The sequence below is a fragment of the Pedobacter sp. KACC 23697 genome (assembly GCF_045348445.1).
In the GTDB taxonomy this organism is placed as follows: Bacteria; Bacteroidota; Bacteroidia; order Sphingobacteriales; family Sphingobacteriaceae; genus Pedobacter.
On sequence record NZ_CP157485.1, the window covers coordinates 2,254,839 to 2,269,878 of the forward strand.

14 protein-coding genes and 1 pseudogene are annotated in these 15,040 nt (G+C 37.8%); 10 read left to right on the top strand and 5 right to left on the bottom strand.

All coding sequences use genetic code 11. The features are described from left to right. Nucleotides 1-287: 287 nt before the first annotated feature. The 4 genes from lepA (at nucleotide 288) to ABEG20_RS08840 (ending at nucleotide 3,863) form a co-directional block, all read left to right on the top strand. Entirely contained in the window at nucleotides 288-2,075 is a 1,788-nt protein-coding gene (lepA, locus tag ABEG20_RS08825; RefSeq protein ID WP_406827003.1) for a translation elongation factor 4, read from the top strand. An 83-nt stretch (nucleotides 2,076-2,158) separates the two neighbouring features. Beyond that, the gene (locus ABEG20_RS08830) at nucleotides 2,159-3,040 is read left to right on the top strand and encodes a bifunctional 5,10-methylenetetrahydrofolate dehydrogenase/5,10-methenyltetrahydrofolate cyclohydrolase (protein ID WP_406827004.1); all 882 of its coding nucleotides are present in this window, start codon (nucleotides 2,159-2,161) and stop codon (nucleotides 3,038-3,040) included. A gap of 139 nt (nucleotides 3,041-3,179) precedes the next feature. Continuing rightward, nucleotides 3,180-3,440: a DUF6364 family protein gene (locus tag ABEG20_RS08835; protein ID WP_406827005.1), complete on the top strand. Its 261-nt coding sequence runs from the start codon at nucleotides 3,180-3,182 to the stop codon at nucleotides 3,438-3,440. A 3-nt stretch (nucleotides 3,441-3,443) separates the two neighbouring features. Then, on the top strand, nucleotides 3,444-3,863 hold the full coding sequence (locus tag ABEG20_RS08840) for a PIN domain-containing protein (protein ID WP_406827006.1): 420 nt from the start codon (nucleotides 3,444-3,446) through the stop codon (nucleotides 3,861-3,863). A 290-nt stretch (nucleotides 3,864-4,153) separates the two neighbouring features. Here ABEG20_RS08840 and ABEG20_RS08845 read toward each other — a convergent pair whose 3' ends face one another. Then, nucleotides 4,154-4,492: a Rieske (2Fe-2S) protein gene (locus ABEG20_RS08845; protein WP_406827007.1), complete on the bottom strand. Its 339-nt coding sequence runs from the start codon at nucleotides 4,490-4,492 to the stop codon at nucleotides 4,154-4,156. A 106-nt stretch (nucleotides 4,493-4,598) separates the two neighbouring features. On the opposite strand from ABEG20_RS08845, the gene ABEG20_RS08850 reads away from it, so the two are divergent. The 3 genes and pseudogenes from ABEG20_RS08850 to ABEG20_RS08860 all read left to right on the top strand — a co-directional run bounded on the left by ABEG20_RS08850 (nucleotide 4,599) and on the right by ABEG20_RS08860 (nucleotide 8,006). Continuing rightward, nucleotides 4,599-5,222: a 7-carboxy-7-deazaguanine synthase QueE gene (locus ABEG20_RS08850; protein ID WP_406827008.1), complete on the top strand. Its 624-nt coding sequence runs from the start codon at nucleotides 4,599-4,601 to the stop codon at nucleotides 5,220-5,222. A gap of 39 nt (nucleotides 5,223-5,261) precedes the next feature. Beyond that, on the top strand, nucleotides 5,262-7,148 hold the full coding sequence (locus tag ABEG20_RS08855) for an OmpA family protein (RefSeq protein WP_406827009.1): 1,887 nt from the start codon (nucleotides 5,262-5,264) through the stop codon (nucleotides 7,146-7,148). A gap of 214 nt (nucleotides 7,149-7,362) precedes the next feature. After that, a pseudogene (locus tag ABEG20_RS08860) lies at nucleotides 7,363-8,006 on the top strand (YceH family protein). A 276-nt stretch (nucleotides 8,007-8,282) separates the two neighbouring features. Here the strand turns inward: ABEG20_RS08860 and fabF are convergent. The 3 genes from fabF to ABEG20_RS08875 all read right to left on the bottom strand — a co-directional run bounded on the left by fabF (nucleotide 8,283) and on the right by ABEG20_RS08875 (nucleotide 11,257). Continuing rightward, nucleotides 8,283-9,533, bottom strand: coding sequence for a beta-ketoacyl-ACP synthase II (gene fabF, locus ABEG20_RS08865; protein WP_406827010.1), 1,251 nt, complete (start codon nucleotides 9,531-9,533; stop codon nucleotides 8,283-8,285). 216 nt (nucleotides 9,534-9,749) lie between these two features. Further along, on the bottom strand, nucleotides 9,750-10,520 hold the full coding sequence (locus tag ABEG20_RS08870; RefSeq protein WP_406827011.1) for an SDR family oxidoreductase: 771 nt from the start codon (nucleotides 10,518-10,520) through the stop codon (nucleotides 9,750-9,752). An 86-nt stretch (nucleotides 10,521-10,606) separates the two neighbouring features. Then, entirely contained in the window at nucleotides 10,607-11,257 is a 651-nt protein-coding gene (locus ABEG20_RS08875) for a TetR/AcrR family transcriptional regulator (protein ID WP_406827012.1), read from the bottom strand. A gap of 82 nt (nucleotides 11,258-11,339) precedes the next feature. Here ABEG20_RS08875 and ABEG20_RS08880 point away from each other — a divergent pair, with 82 nt between their 5' ends. From ABEG20_RS08880 to ABEG20_RS08890, 3 genes are all read left to right on the top strand, one after another. Further along, nucleotides 11,340-12,251 carry a helix-turn-helix domain-containing protein gene (locus tag ABEG20_RS08880; RefSeq protein WP_406827013.1) on the top strand — a complete coding sequence of 304 codons (912 nt, stop codon included), beginning with the start codon at nucleotides 11,340-11,342 and terminating at the stop codon, nucleotides 12,249-12,251. An 88-nt stretch (nucleotides 12,252-12,339) separates the two neighbouring features. Beyond that, nucleotides 12,340-13,173 carry an SDR family NAD(P)-dependent oxidoreductase gene (locus tag ABEG20_RS08885; RefSeq protein ID WP_406827014.1) on the top strand — a complete coding sequence of 278 codons (834 nt, stop codon included), beginning with the start codon at nucleotides 12,340-12,342 and terminating at the stop codon, nucleotides 13,171-13,173. Nucleotides 13,174-13,582: 409 nt separating this feature from the next. After that, nucleotides 13,583-14,434 (top strand): SDR family oxidoreductase, encoded by an 852-nt coding sequence (locus ABEG20_RS08890; protein WP_406827015.1) that lies wholly within the window; start codon nucleotides 13,583-13,585, stop codon nucleotides 14,432-14,434. 25 nt (nucleotides 14,435-14,459) lie between these two features. Here the strand turns inward: ABEG20_RS08890 and ABEG20_RS08895 are convergent, their stop codons facing one another. Next, on the bottom strand, nucleotides 14,460-15,029 hold the full coding sequence (locus tag ABEG20_RS08895) for a hypothetical protein (RefSeq protein WP_406827016.1): 570 nt from the start codon (nucleotides 15,027-15,029) through the stop codon (nucleotides 14,460-14,462). Nucleotides 15,030-15,040 lie beyond the last annotated feature (11 nt).

Here is a 15,040-nt window from a genome sequence, read left to right on the forward strand (position 1 = left end):
TAGGTAACTAGAAGGAAAACATTCAGAAGAGCTTATGTTGTCAAGTTAAACCTGATTGCAGTGGAAATACTTTTTGTTCCTTTATAGCACTAGATTGCTGCGTCGTTCCTCCTCGCAATGACGGAAATTTTGAACACAACGCAATAACAAAAAGATTGCAACGGAAAATAGACTGTATCAACAGATAAACTATTGCTTTTACTCTTCAAAACAATATAAATTCAGCCTCTGTAGCATTCCATTTTCCCTCTTACATTTTCCATTAAAAAACATATCTTTGCGCAAAGATGAAGCATATACGTAATTTTTGCATTATTGCACATATCGACCATGGTAAAAGTACCCTGGCTGATAGGTTATTAGAATATACAGCGACGATTTCGCAGCGTGAAGCGCAGGCGCAATTGCTCGATAACATGGATTTAGAGCGTGAGAGAGGCATAACGATTAAAAGTCATGCCATACAAATGAACTATAAGGTTGGTGATATTGAATACAATTTCAACCTGATCGATACACCAGGGCATGTGGATTTCTCTTATGAGGTTTCCCGCTCTATCGCAGCCTGTGAAGGTGCATTATTAATTGTAGATGCTTCGCAAGGCATTCAGGCTCAGACCATTTCAAATTTATATTTAGCTTTAGAGCACGACCTTGAAATTATTCCGATTTTAAATAAAATGGACTTACCCGGGGCTATGCCGGAGGAAGTTAAAGACCAGATTATTGATTTGATCGGTTGTAAACGTGAAGATATAATTCCAGCTTCGGGTAAAACAGGAATGGGTATTCCTGATATTATCCAGGCTATTGTGGACCGTGTGCCAGCTCCGGTTGGCGATCCGGAAGCACCACTACAAGCTTTGATTTTCGACTCCGTTTTTAACTCATTCAGGGGCATTATTGCCTACTATAAAGTAGTAAACGGCGAAATTAAAAAAGGTGATAAAGTAAAGTTTATTAACACGGGTAAAGAATATCTGGCTGACGAAGTTGGTATTCTGAAACTGGATATGTCTCCTCGTAATGTGGTTAAAACCGGTGATGTGGGTTATATTATTTCCGGAATTAAAGAAGCACGGGAAGTAAAAGTTGGGGATACCATCACAACAGTCAGCAGGCCGGCGGATGGTGCCATTCAGGGCTTTGAAGAGGTTAAGCCAATGGTATTTGCCGGAATTTATCCTGTTGATACAGATGATTTTGAAGAACTACGCGAAGCGATGCATAAATTGCAGCTCAATGATGCTTCCATTGTTTTTGAACCGGAAAGTTCTGCAGCTTTAGGCTTTGGTTTCCGTTGTGGTTTCCTCGGCATGTTACACATGGAGATTATCCAGGAGCGTTTAGAACGTGAATTCGACATGACGGTAATTACAACCGTACCTAACGTTTCGTACATTGCCCATACCACCAAAGGTATCGAGATTACGGTAAATAATCCATCTGATTTACCAGACCCAAGCAAACTGGATTCTGTTGAGGAGCCTTTTATCAAAGCAAATATTATTACCAAAGCAGAATTTGTTGGTCCGGTAATGTCACTTTGTATCCAAAAACGCGGAATTATTGTGAATCAATCCTATTTAACTTCCGACCGCGTTGAATTGGTTTTTGAAATGCCAATGGGCGAAATTGTGTTTGATTTTTATGATAAATTAAAAACCATTTCAAAAGGTTATGCTTCATTTGATTATCATCAGGTTGGTTACAAAAAATCAGATTTAGTTCGTTTAGATATGTTAATCAACGACGAGCCTGTTGATGCATTATCTTCATTGATCCATAGAAGTAACGCTTACGATTTCGGCAAGAAAATTTGCGAGAAATTAAGAGAATTGATCCCTCGTCAACAATTTGAGATTAAAATTCAGGCATCAATCGGGGCTAAGGTTATTGCCCGTGAAACATTAAGCGCTTTACGTAAAGATGTAACTGCTAAATGTTATGGTGGTGATATTTCCCGTAAGCGTAAATTGTTGGAGAAACAGAAAAAAGGTAAAAAACGCATGCGCCAGGTGGGTAACGTAGAAATTCCTCAATCTGCATTTATGGCCGTGTTGAAATTAGATTAAATTAGATTTGAGATGTTAGATTTGAGACGTGAGATGATATTCTAGCCTCAAATCTAATATCTGGTATCTCACATCTCATAAAAATGAAATTATTAGACGGTAAATACGTATCAGAAAAAGTTAAAGTTCAGATTGCTGAAGAGGCAGATGATTTTTTGAATAAAACAGGTCGCAAACCGCACCTTGTAGCTATTTTGGTTGGTAACGATGGCGGTAGCGAAACCTATGTAGCCAGTAAGATGAAAAACTGCGAAAAAGTTGGTTTTAAATCTTCCCTGCACCGTTACGATAACTCGGTTACCGAAGCTGAATTGTTGGCAAAAATCGAAGAAATTAATCAGGATGCTGATGTAGATGGCTTAATTGTACAATTGCCCTTACCTAAACATATAGACCCTGAGAAGGTAACCGAAAAAATCGACTATCGTAAGGATGTAGATGGTTTCCACCCGGTTAATTTAGGGAGAATGATGCGTAACCTACCTTGCTTTATTCCTGCTACACCTTATGGTATTTTATTGATGTTACAAGAATACAATATCGATACAACAGGAAAACACTGTGTGGTAGTAGGCCGCAGTAACATTGTGGGCAGCCCGATGAGTATTTTAATGGCCCGTAATGCCAATCCGGGCAACTGTACCGTAACGCTGACACATTCGCGGACCAAAGATTTAAAAGAACAGGTTTTGCAGGCTGATATTGTGATAGCTGCAATTGGAAAAAAGAATTTTGTTACTGCCGATATGGTAAAACCCGGTGCCATAATTATTGATGTAGGCATTAACAGGGAAAATTCTACAGAAACCAAATCAGGTTTTAAGTTATATGGTGATGTAGATTTTGAAAATGTAGCACCAATAGCATCGTACATTACTCCCGTACCGGGCGGTGTAGGTTTGATGACGATAGTTGGTTTATTAAAAAATACGCTGGCTTCTGCGCGGAAAGAAATTTATTCATAGTTAAAAGCTTAAAGACAAAAAACGAAAAAACAACTGTAATAGATATTAAAAAACGGCTCAATTTGAGTCGTTTTTTTTTTACGTATAATATTTTTTATTGTTACGTACAATTATTATATTTGACATAAATTTTAGTCACATGGACACCAAGTTAACATTAAGTTTTAATCAAGATGTGGTAGCAAGGGCAAAAAAATATGCCGCTGAAAATAATATTAGCTTATCAAGATTAATAGAGCATCTTTTAATTCAGGTAACTGCTAAAGAATATAAGTCTTTAGAAGATTTTCCAATTTCAGATTGGGTGAGCATGGTTGCTGAGGGTGAAGTGGAATATAAAAAAACACCAAAGGCAACCCGTAAAAATTCAAAAGATGAATTCTTTTCTTCTAAAAAATAATTGATGAAAATATTTTTGGACGCCAATGTTTTGGTTTCAGTACTAAATAAGGAATACCCACTTTATACCTATTCATCAAGAATTTTAAGTTTAGCGTCTCATCCGAAATTTGAAATATATACTTCTCCACTTTGTTTAGCTATAGCATTTTATTTTGCCGAAAAAAAACATAAAGCACAGTTAGCTAAACAAAAAATCGATTTGCTCTGCCAATATATTAAAATTGCCGGAAATTCATCAAAATGTGTTTTGGATACATTATCGAATAAGAAAATACACGATTTTGAAGATGGACTGGAATATTATGCGGCCCAATCCGTTGAATGTAAATGCATCATCACCGAAGATCTGGAAGATTTTTATTTTTCTGAAATTGAAGTTTTAAACTGTCAGGAGTTTTTTAAAAGATATTTGCTTAATTAATATTAATCAAAAAGTCTTTACCAGACTTGTCATCCTGGATGCAATGAAGGATCTTTGTGTAGATGATAGATTTCTCTCCCGAACGTTCTGGACTGAACTTCAGTCTAAATGACGAATTTCCTTTACTATTTGCCCCTATAACCTACTAAACAAAAGTATTTAATGAAAAATACTTAAATTAATGAGCGAAATATGCAAGTTTTCACCAGTGAAATCCGAAGACACAAAGTTTATTTTAAATCTTTTACCAAGAAAAAAATAAGTAACCAGTGGCTAATGAATTACTGAACCTAACTCCCCCAAAGTTTACTCCACCAACTTTCTTCGAAACCAATATATAGTCCGTCTTCACGTAATTCTGTTGGGTAAATCCTGATGTAATCGCCCTGCCCTTCTGCTCCCCTTCCGGTTTCGAGGCTATATTCGTAGCGATGGATTGGGCATACCAGTTTCCCATTTTTACACCAGCCACCACTAAAATGACCACCGGCGTGTGGACAATGCGATTGAGTTGCGATAATTTTATCATCATTATTGATCAGACAGAGCTGTTTTCCTGCAACCTCAACGGTTTTAATCGCATCCATACGAGGTATTTGGTTATTGTTTAACGCCTTAAACCACTTCATGCTACTAAAATACGGCAAATAAATATCACTCTTATTTCATCTTTCCATTAAATTTCAAAAGAGCACCTCATCACCATATTTTTTTAGGATATTTGCATCCTCAAAAATGAAACAGGCAATACCAGAAGACGGCACATTACTTCCTTTAATGGAAGAATTTTACACCATACAGGGGGAAGGATTTAACACAGGTAAAGCGGCTTATTTTATCCGTTTAGGCGGCTGCGATGTGGGCTGCCATTGGTGTGATGTTAAAGAAAGCTGGGATGCCGAAATGCATCCACTTACAGCTTCGGATGTTATTGTAGAAAATGCCGATCAATTTCCCGGCAAGGCTGTTGTAATTACCGGCGGCGAGCCTTTGATTTATAATCTGGATTATTTAACCAATCAATTAAAAAAAAGAGGCATTCTTACCTTTATCGAAACGTCTGGTGCTTACCCGCTTTCGGGTAACTGGGATTGGATTTGCCTATCGCCCAAAAAATTTAAAGCACCACGGCCAGACATTACGCCTTTCGCCAATGAGCTAAAAGTAATTGTTTTTAATAAAAGTGACTTTAAATGGGCAGAGGAGTATGCCGCAATGGTATCTCCCAACTGCAAACTATATCTTCAGCCTGAGTGGTCCAAATCAAAAGAAGTTACACCGTTAATTATTGAGTATGTAATGGCCAACCCTAAATGGGAGATTTCTTTACAAACACACAAATTTTTAAATATTCCTTAAATTAGTTTACATTAGCTTTAATACCAAAATGTTAATGTAATGAAATTTTGCTTAATCCTCTCCTTTAGCATATTAAGCTTTTATTGTTTTGGACAAAGTTCTCCAAATAAAAAAGCGCAGGTTTATTTTGAAAAAGCAGGCCCCTTTATTGATAAACTTGATTACATCGCCGCTGAACAAGCGCTAAAGAATGCGGTGGAAGCTGATCCTTTATTTCAGAATGCCTATATTGTACTTGCCGGGGTTTATAAAGCTCAAAAAAAATATCAGGATGCCAGAGTGGCTTACGAAAAGGCGATATTAATTAATAAAACAGTTGCGCCGGAAGTAATTTACAGCCTTGCAGAAACAATATTTGCCACACAGGATTATTTAAAAGCAAAGCAACATTTTACTGATTTTTTGGCACTGGATTCTTCATCCGAAAAAGCAAGAAGAGCAAAAAAATACCTTCTGGATTGCGATTTTGCCAACATTGCAATAAGGAAGCCTGTAAAGTATAACCCAGTAAATTTAGGTGAAGGTGTAAATACAGTTGATGCGGAATACTTTCCTGCTATAACCGCCGATGGTGAAACATTAGTTTTTACCCGTCAAGTAAATGGTAATGAAGACTTTTGGACCGCTCAGTTTAAAAACAGCATATGGGGCTTGGTCACGCCATTATCAAGCAAAATAAATACAACCAGGTATAACGAAGGTGCACAAACCATTTCTCCTGATGGTAAGTACCTGTTTTTTACCGGATGCAACCGGCCTGATGGCTTAGGTAGGTGTGATATTTATGTTTCTCACCGTGAGGGAAAAGATTGGGGTGAGCCCTATAATGTTGGTCAACCCGTTAATTCTGAATTCTGGGAATCGCAGCCTGCCATAAGCCCTGATGGGCGTACATTATATTTTATCAGCAACAGACCGGGTGGATATGGCGGTTATGACATATGGAAAAGCACCATTACGGATGATGCCAAATGGGGACCTGCTATTAATCTTGGACCTGGGATCAACACAGCTTTCGATGAAAACACCCCTTTTCTACATGCAGACGGCAAGACGTTGTATTTTTCTTCTAATGGCTGGCCAGGTTTTGGCAATAAAGATATTTATTTTAGCAGACAGGACAATGATGGCCAGTGGCAAAAACCAGTCAACATTGGTTATCCGATCAATTCTTTTGAAGATGAAAGCGGTTTAGTGGTGAGTGCCGATGGAAATTCAGGGTTGTTTTCATCAAATTTAAAAGGGGGTTACGGCATGCAGGATATATATAGCTTTGGGATTCCGGAAACAGCTAAGCCCTCAAAAATTTCTTACGTAAAAGGAATTGTAAGAGACCGCGACACCAAAAAAACAATTGAAAGCAACGTGCAGGTGATAGATTTGAAAACCAATAAGACTGTTTTTGATGATTATACCGATCCCGAAACTGGTCAATTTTTAGCAGTGATGCCCATTGGGAGTAATTATCTATTTAATGTAAATGCCGAGGGCTACCTGTTTTACTCCGAAAATTTCGAACTTAAAAGCGGTGATATTAATAAATCTTACCAGATTGAAGTTTATATCGAAAAAATAAAGCAAGGTGGAAATGTTACCTTAAAAAATATTTTCTTCGACACCAATAAGTTTAATCTTTTACCTGCTTCTATCCGCGAATTAGATCTCCTGATTGATTTTTTGCATCAAAACGAAAATGTTCAAATTGAAATTCAGGGCCATACCGACAATGTTGGTGATGATAAATTAAATGAAAAGTTATCTTTCAATCGGGCCAATGCCGTTTACGCATACCTGGTTAAAAACAGTATAGATACAAAAAGGCTCACTTTTAAGGGCTTTGGAGCTGGTAAACCAATTGCTGATAATAAAACTGAAACAGGAAGAAAAAATAACCGCAGAACTTCTTTTGTGATTACAAAAATATAGTGTTCTGGAGGTTCTCTGCATCCTGAACTTTTTCAGAATAATACCCCGTATTATAAATTACCTGAAATAAATAATCTTCCTTGATCTTGGTCAAGTCTTGGTTTACTTTGTAGTTCTCCACTGTGCTACAATTAAATATATAATATAACTCCCTGCTGGCAAGACATTAACAAAATAATTTTCAAAATGCTTAACCAATTTATACTTTTATCATATGGATAACGTAAAAACCCTACCCGATTTATCAGCAGAAGAACAACGCGTTTTAGGTTCGTTAATAGAAAAAAGCCGCACTACACCAGATTATTACCCAATGACTTTGAACAGTTTAACGGCAGCATGTAATCAAAAAAGTTCAAGAAATCCGGTTGTAAATTATGATGAGGAAACGATCTCTTTAACGCTAAATCAACTTAAAATAAAAGGTTTAATATCCACGGCAACAGGTGGATCCAGCCGCTCAACTAAATACAAACATAATTTAGCCATTGTTTTCCATTAGTACCTTCTGAATTGGCTATCATCTGCATTTTGCTTTTACGCGGACCATTAACACCTGGAGAAATTAACAGTAATTCGGGAAGGTTATATGAATTTGAAAGTATTGAAGAGGTTTTGGAGCAACTTCAAAAGCTTTCGGATGAAGAACCTGCCTTTGTAAAACAATTGGCTAAGAGAGCTGGTCAGAAGGAAGCCCGTTTTATTCATCTTTTGGGTGAACAGGTTGAAACTGCTACCGAGACTGAAATATATACAGCACCTCAAACTGATACTACTGAACTGGAAAACCGCATTGAAAAGCTGGAACTGGAAGTGGAAGAACTTAAAGAATTGGTTAATTTATTGATGGATAAATAGGTTTTTTGGTTCGTTTGCCATTAGCTTATTGATTTTCCACCCATAGCTTTAACAGACACTTTTTTAGGATTTTGTCATTCTGAGTGTAACGAAGAATCTTTCCCTTGTAGCACCTTCGTAGAAGCACTGCTCAAAAACTTTCTATTACTAAAAGATTCTTCACTGCGTTCAGAATGACAGCACAGGAATTTAGAAGGACAAAAAGAATAAATTACAGCAATAAAAAAGTGCCTGGCGATTAGCCAGGCACTGTCCGGTATGATCAATAAAACCTACTTAAGCTTCGTACTTTTTAAAAATAGTACTGGCGGTATGACCACCGAAACCAAAAGTATTGTTTAATACATAATTGATTTCCTTTTTAATCGGCTCGCCCAAAACAATATGTAATCCCTTTGGAATATTTTCGTCCAAATTTTTAGTGTTAATGGTAGGTGGAATGATGTTATCCCTGATTGAAAGAATACTGATAACACTTTCAATTGCACCTGCTGCCCCCAACAAATGACCTGTCATCGATTTAGTGGCCCCAATGATTACAGGTAAACCATTAAAAACAGTATTAATCCCTTGTAATTCGCTTAAATCGCCCAATCCGGTTGAAGTAGCATGTGCATTAATATAATCGATTTTATCCGCAGTTATCCCGGCATCTTTCAAAGCTTTTGTCATCCCTAAAGCAGCACCAATCCCATCGGGAGGTGTTCCGGTAAGGTGATAGGCATCTGCGGCCATTCCACCTCCAACAATTTCAGCATAAATATGTGCACCGCGCTGCAAAGCGTGTTCCAGTTCTTCCAAAACCAAGGCACCTGCTCCTTCACTCATCACAAAACCATCCCTATCTTTATCGAAAGGTTTAGATGCACCCTGAGGATCGCCGTTATTTTTTGATAAAGCTTGTGCAGCATTAAACCCACCTACAGATGATTTGGTAAGTGCAGCTTCCGAACCACCTGCAATCATCACGTTGGCTTTACCCAAACGGATGGTATCAAAAGCATTCACAATTGCGGTGTTTGAAGATGCGCAGGCTGAAACCGTACAATAATTTGGTCCCCGCAATTTATGACGAATAGAAATGGCCCCTGCAGCAATATCAACAATCATTTTTGGGATAAAATAAGGGTTAAACCTTGGTGTGCCATCTCCGGCATGAAATTCTTCCAATTGTGCTTCGAAAGTACCGATACCACCATTTCCGGTTGCCCAGATTACACCAACTTCAGCCAATTGGCCATCATTCATGGTGCTGAAATTCAATCCGGCATCTTTTATGGCCTGATCACTTGAAGCAATGGCATACTGCGTAAAAAGGTCGTACTTTTTAATCTCCTTTTTCTCCAGGTATTCTTCCGGATTAAAATCCTTTACTTCACCTGCAAATTGCGTTTTAAATTTACCCGAATCAAATTTTGTAATGGGGCCAATACCACTTTTTCCGGCTAATATCTGTTTCCAAAATTCCTCAACAGTATTGCCAAGCGGGGTTATGGCACCTAAACCGGTTACTACTACTCTTTTCATTTTAATATTTTTTAGTCGATTCCCTTGGATAAATCAAAAATTAATAATCTCCTAGGAACATTTTAAGATAGCTGGGATAACTACACTGTCCGATCGTTTATTAAAGTTGATATAAACCCAGGATTTACACTTAATGCCGCGAAAGTAACAATTCCCATACGGAAAAAGGTCATCTAAATGGAAACAACATTTTTTTTGCTTTACTGCTATATCATTTTAATGCTCAACAGCGTCTATCCAGGCTTTTCTATTGGCGTTCATTATGTTTAAAGCATCAACCGGCGACTGTCTGAACAATTCGTAAATCTTTGCGGTATCGCCTACCCTGATTTCAAAGTCATCATTGGCTAAAGCAGTTAAGAATGCATCAGCTACAACTGAAGGTTTAATCCCATTATGTCCGCCAATTTCTTTAGAAAATTCAGTGTCAACCAATGGAGGCATTAATTCGAAAACTTTAACAGCAGTTTCTGCTAAACTTAATCTTAATGAAGTGCTGTATGAATGTAGTGCTGCTTTACTGGCTGCATAAGTTGGCAGGGTAATGCCTGGTACATAAGCTACCACAGATGAAACGTTTACAATTGCTGATGCTTCCTGTTGTTTTAATACAGGCAATAGCTTTTGGTTAATCCTAATAATGGAAAGGTAATTGGTCAGCATTTCATCCGCTGCATTTGCAAATGCATCCTGTTTTGAATCAGCTAAATTATAGAGCAGTGCCCTTCCTGCATTGTTGATCACTATGTTTAATTGAGGAAATTCGGATTTAATTTTTTCTACCAAAAGATCTACATCATCAGCCTTACTCACGTCAGACAGAATAGTGGTTACATTATGTAATGAAGAGGCTGCTGCATGGAGCCTTTCCTGATTTCTGCCTGTGATAATTACATGGTTATCTAAAGCTGTTAACTGTTTTGCGATTTCTAAACCGATACCGGCTGTCCCGCCGATTAATAGAACGGTATTTTTTGAAGTTTTCATTTTTATATTTTTTTTAAATTTTAAGATTGAACCATTTATAAAATGAGTAAATTAATACCGATCGGTATATTTAAAGTCAAAAATTTTTAGCCGAGGCTGTTCACATATTTTTTTAAAGAATCCATAATCAAATTCCAGTATGCAGGCTTTGCAGTCAATCTCGAAATCATGATCCCCCCTTCTATCATGGCAATAACAGTCAGTGCAATCTGCTCTGGATTATTATCTGCGTTGATTTCTTTAGCAGCAATACCAGCTTCAATCAATTCTATAATCCGTTTCTTCCAACCAAGTACAGCTTGCACTGCGCGTGCTTTTAATGCCGGGTGAGTGTCGTCGGCATCAATAGCCGTATTTAAAATCGGGCAACCTCCTTCTGCTACCGTACCACTAAGAAGATTTTGATAAATATTAATGTAAACCAATAATTTACCTTTTACATCTTTTTGCCTGTTAATTTCTGCTTCTACCCTCGAAACAATATTTTTTAAGTTATAATCGAAAGCAGCCAATGCTACTTCATCCTTATTGGCAAAATTACCGTAAACACTGCCTTTGGTTAAACCTGTAGCTGCAGTAATATCATTTAAAGAAGTACCAGCATAACCTTTCTTATTGAAAATGGATGCCGTTTTCTCTACAATATAATCTCTGGTTTTTTCTGCTTTTGTCATGCTCATCAATTGACTGCACAAATATATACCAATCGGTATATTAAATACAACTATTTTTATCATCGTAATCTCCTTTTAATTTAAGCCTTAGCTTTCCTTTGATTGCATTAATCTACTTTAAGTTTGAATTTTGTAACTTTGATTTATGAATAAACCAGAAACCATTGAAGATTTTTACCAAAACAAATTTAAGTTCCTGCCAGATAACCTCCGGAATGGCGTAGGTCATTTTAACGTTTTCAAACTGGAAGATTGTTTAAGGGATGATCAAAAACCAATGAGTTATAACCGCAGGGATTATTATAAAATATGCCTTACGCGTGGCCATAACGTTTATCACTATGCAGACAGGAGTATTGAGATTAATGGTACAGCTTTAATCTTTTTTAATCCGCTTGTACCTTATATCTGGGAATTGGGCAGCGGCAAACAAAGTGAGGTAACGGGTTATTTTTGCATTTTTACCGAAGCCTTCTTCACCGAAAAGATCCGTGGAAACATTGGCGATTTACCTATGTTTACCCACGGAGGAAAACCCGCATATATTTTAAATGAACAGCAGGATAAGCATATTGAGGCAATTTTCGCAAAAATGTTCGAAGAAATTAATTCTGATTACATCTATAAATATGATCTGCTCTGCAATTACATTACAGAAATCACTCATTTTGCTTTAAAAACGGAGCCTTCCGAAAATTTATTCAAGCATACGGATGCCAATGCCAGGATTACGGCTGTTTTTACAGAGTTATTAGAGCGCCAGTTTCCCATCGAAACCACCACCCAAAGGTTTACCCTACGCTCGGCAAAAGATTATGCCTCACAGCTTTCGGTACACGTAAACCATTTAAACCGTGCGATAAAAGAAACTACCGGTAAAACGACCACCCACTATATTACAGAACGTTTATTAAGAGAAGCCAAAGCCCTGTTAAAGCATACAGACTGGAATATTTCAGAAATAGGTTATTGCCTGGGATTTGAAGAACCCACCCATTTCAACAACTTTTTTAAAAAACTGACCAATCATACGCCCACTTCTTACCGGATTGTTTGAATTTCGTAATAATCAGTTTGATTAATGTAATAAGGAAAATTCATTCATACTGTAATTTTGTCTTAACAAAAAAGATAAAACTATGGGCATGAAAAAAGTTTGGTTTATTACCGGAGCTTCAAAGGGCTTAGGATTAAGTTTAGTTCACCAACTATTACAAGCTGGCCAATCCGTTGCGGCCACCTCCAGAAATATTGGTGAACTTAAAAAGGCCGTAAATAATGACACGGAAAAATTTCTTCCTCTTTCCGTTAACCTGGCCGACGAAAAAAGTGTAGAAGAAGCTATACAAGCCACTATTGCAAAATTTGAAAGAATCGATATTGTGATCAATAATGCAGGTTATGGCATTGGAGGAAGCATAGAAGAACTGAATGATGCAGAAACACGAAACAGTTTTGATGTAAATGTTTTCGGAACAATAAATGTGATCAGAAAAGCTTCACCTTATTTAAGGGCGCAACGATCCGGACACATCATCAATATCGCATCAATTGCGGGTATCGCTGGTGCAACTGGCTGGGCAATATATTCAGCAGCAAAATCGGCCGTAATTGCATTGTCGGAGGTATCAGCCGAGGACCTTAAGGAATTTGGGGTAAAAGTAACCGTGGTGGCACCTGGTGCATTCAGAACCAGTTTCTTAACTCCTGATTCGTTGATTTTGGCGGCCAACCCCATTGCAGAATATGAAGAAGTGCGCACAATACACCGCAAATACCTCAAAATGGATGGTCAGCAAATTGGCGACCCGGAAAAGGCCGCAGCGGCTATGATCTCGTTGGCCAGTATGCCTAATCCACCGGTTCATTTACTGTTAGGGAACGATGCTTTCCAGAGAGCAAACACCAGGTTAGCAGCACTGCAGAAAGAATTTAACGACTGGAAAGCCATTACGATTTCAACAGATTTCGACAATTAATCACATGCTAACGGCGAATTAGCATTTCAAAAAGAGGCTGTATTATAACATAATTTCATTAGAATTTGTCACGTTGAGCCTGTCGAAACGCCTTAAAAAATGTTCCGGAAGATCTTTCGACAGCCTACCATTGACAGACTCCAATAGAATGGTCGTCATCTCGACCGGAGCAACGCGAAGTGGAGAGATCTATTTAGTTAGATTTTGCTTCACAGAGCCTTCGGGTCCTCGACTGCATTGCACCCGATTGCTGTCGAGTCCGCTCGAAATGACGGTAACATGAGGGAGTTTTTACATGAAGATTAATTACTGTCATTCATATCGATTTTTATCCAATAAATTATCCTTCAGGATGACGATGTAATTATTATACAACCTTATCAATTCATTTTAACTTAAAAACAATATCATGAAAAATCAAAAAGTTTGGTTTGTAACAGGCGCATCAAAAGGCCTGGGACTAATCCTGGTAAAAACATTACTAAACAACGGCACTAATGTTGCCGCCACTTCTAGAAATTTAAGCGATTTAACAAAAGCTGTAGGCGAACACGAAAACTTTTTGCCTTTGGCAGTTGACCTGACCGACGAAAGCAGTGTAGAAAACGCAGTTAGCCAAACCATCAGCAAATTTGGCCGGGTAGATGTAGTGGTAAACAATGCAGGCTATGGCATGCTTGGTGCATTGGAAGAATTAAGCGACAAAGAATCGCGCCAGAACTTTGATGTTAACGTTTTTGGCGCTTTAAATGTAATCAGAAAGGTACTGCCACAGTTACGAAAACAACAATCGGGTCACATTTTCAATATTTCTTCAATTGGTGGCTTTTCTGGTAACTTCCCGGGCTTTGGGATTTATTGCGCTACAAAATTTGCAGTAGTCGGCTTTACCGAATCATTAGCTGCAGAAGTAAAATCGATGGGAATAAAGGCAACAGTTGTAGAACCAGGTTATTTTAGAACTGAATTTCTTACATCAGGCTCTTTAGCAGTGCCAAGCTCTCCTATTGATGCCTACAAAGAAGTTCGCGACACGCAAGCGGCACACCAAAACGACATCAACAACCAACAGCCTGGTGATCCGGCAAAAGCAGTTGAGGTGATTATTGAAGCTGCAAAAAGTGAAAATCCACCGCTTCATTTATTTTTAGGCCCTGACGCTTATCAGATTGCAGATGTGAAAATTGCAGATGTACAAAGAGATATGGCGAACTGGAAGTATCTGGCGACGGCCACTAACTTTGACGAGGTTGGTGCTTAATTATTATTTCATCAAGAACCGGCAGCTAGTCGGTTCTTGATAATGACATTAAAGACTTATTTCTAAATCTTTTACATCTATCTATAAAAAACCGGATAACGAGCATCATCATTAAATAAATACTCAAATTGATCAAATAAAAGACAGCAATATTTACTTGTTCAATGCTCAAATAGGTATTATAAGAAGTCGGGATATACCATTCAAAGAATCTGTTTATCAAAAAAAGTGGAATAATAGCCAGCATACCGTTGAAAAGCCTGTACCATCGGGATTTTAAGAAAAAATTAATCCAAAGTAATTGGCTTAATATCAGGTACCAGATCACATCGATCCATGAAATGACCCAACCAGGTCCAAAATAAAAATCTATATAGCCATATCTTTCTTCAGCTTGAGCAAAGAAAATGTTAAACAGGGCTATACTTATTCTGAAGATTAAATAAATACATGCAGCATACTTAATTACTAAACCTGGTGTGCTATCTAACTTTTGTATAGCTGGAGATACATGAAAAACACCATACCAGATACTCCAAAACCCAAAGCCTATCAATTGCGCTTGAGCAATGACTATTAAGATTAATTGGAACATAACAGAGTTTA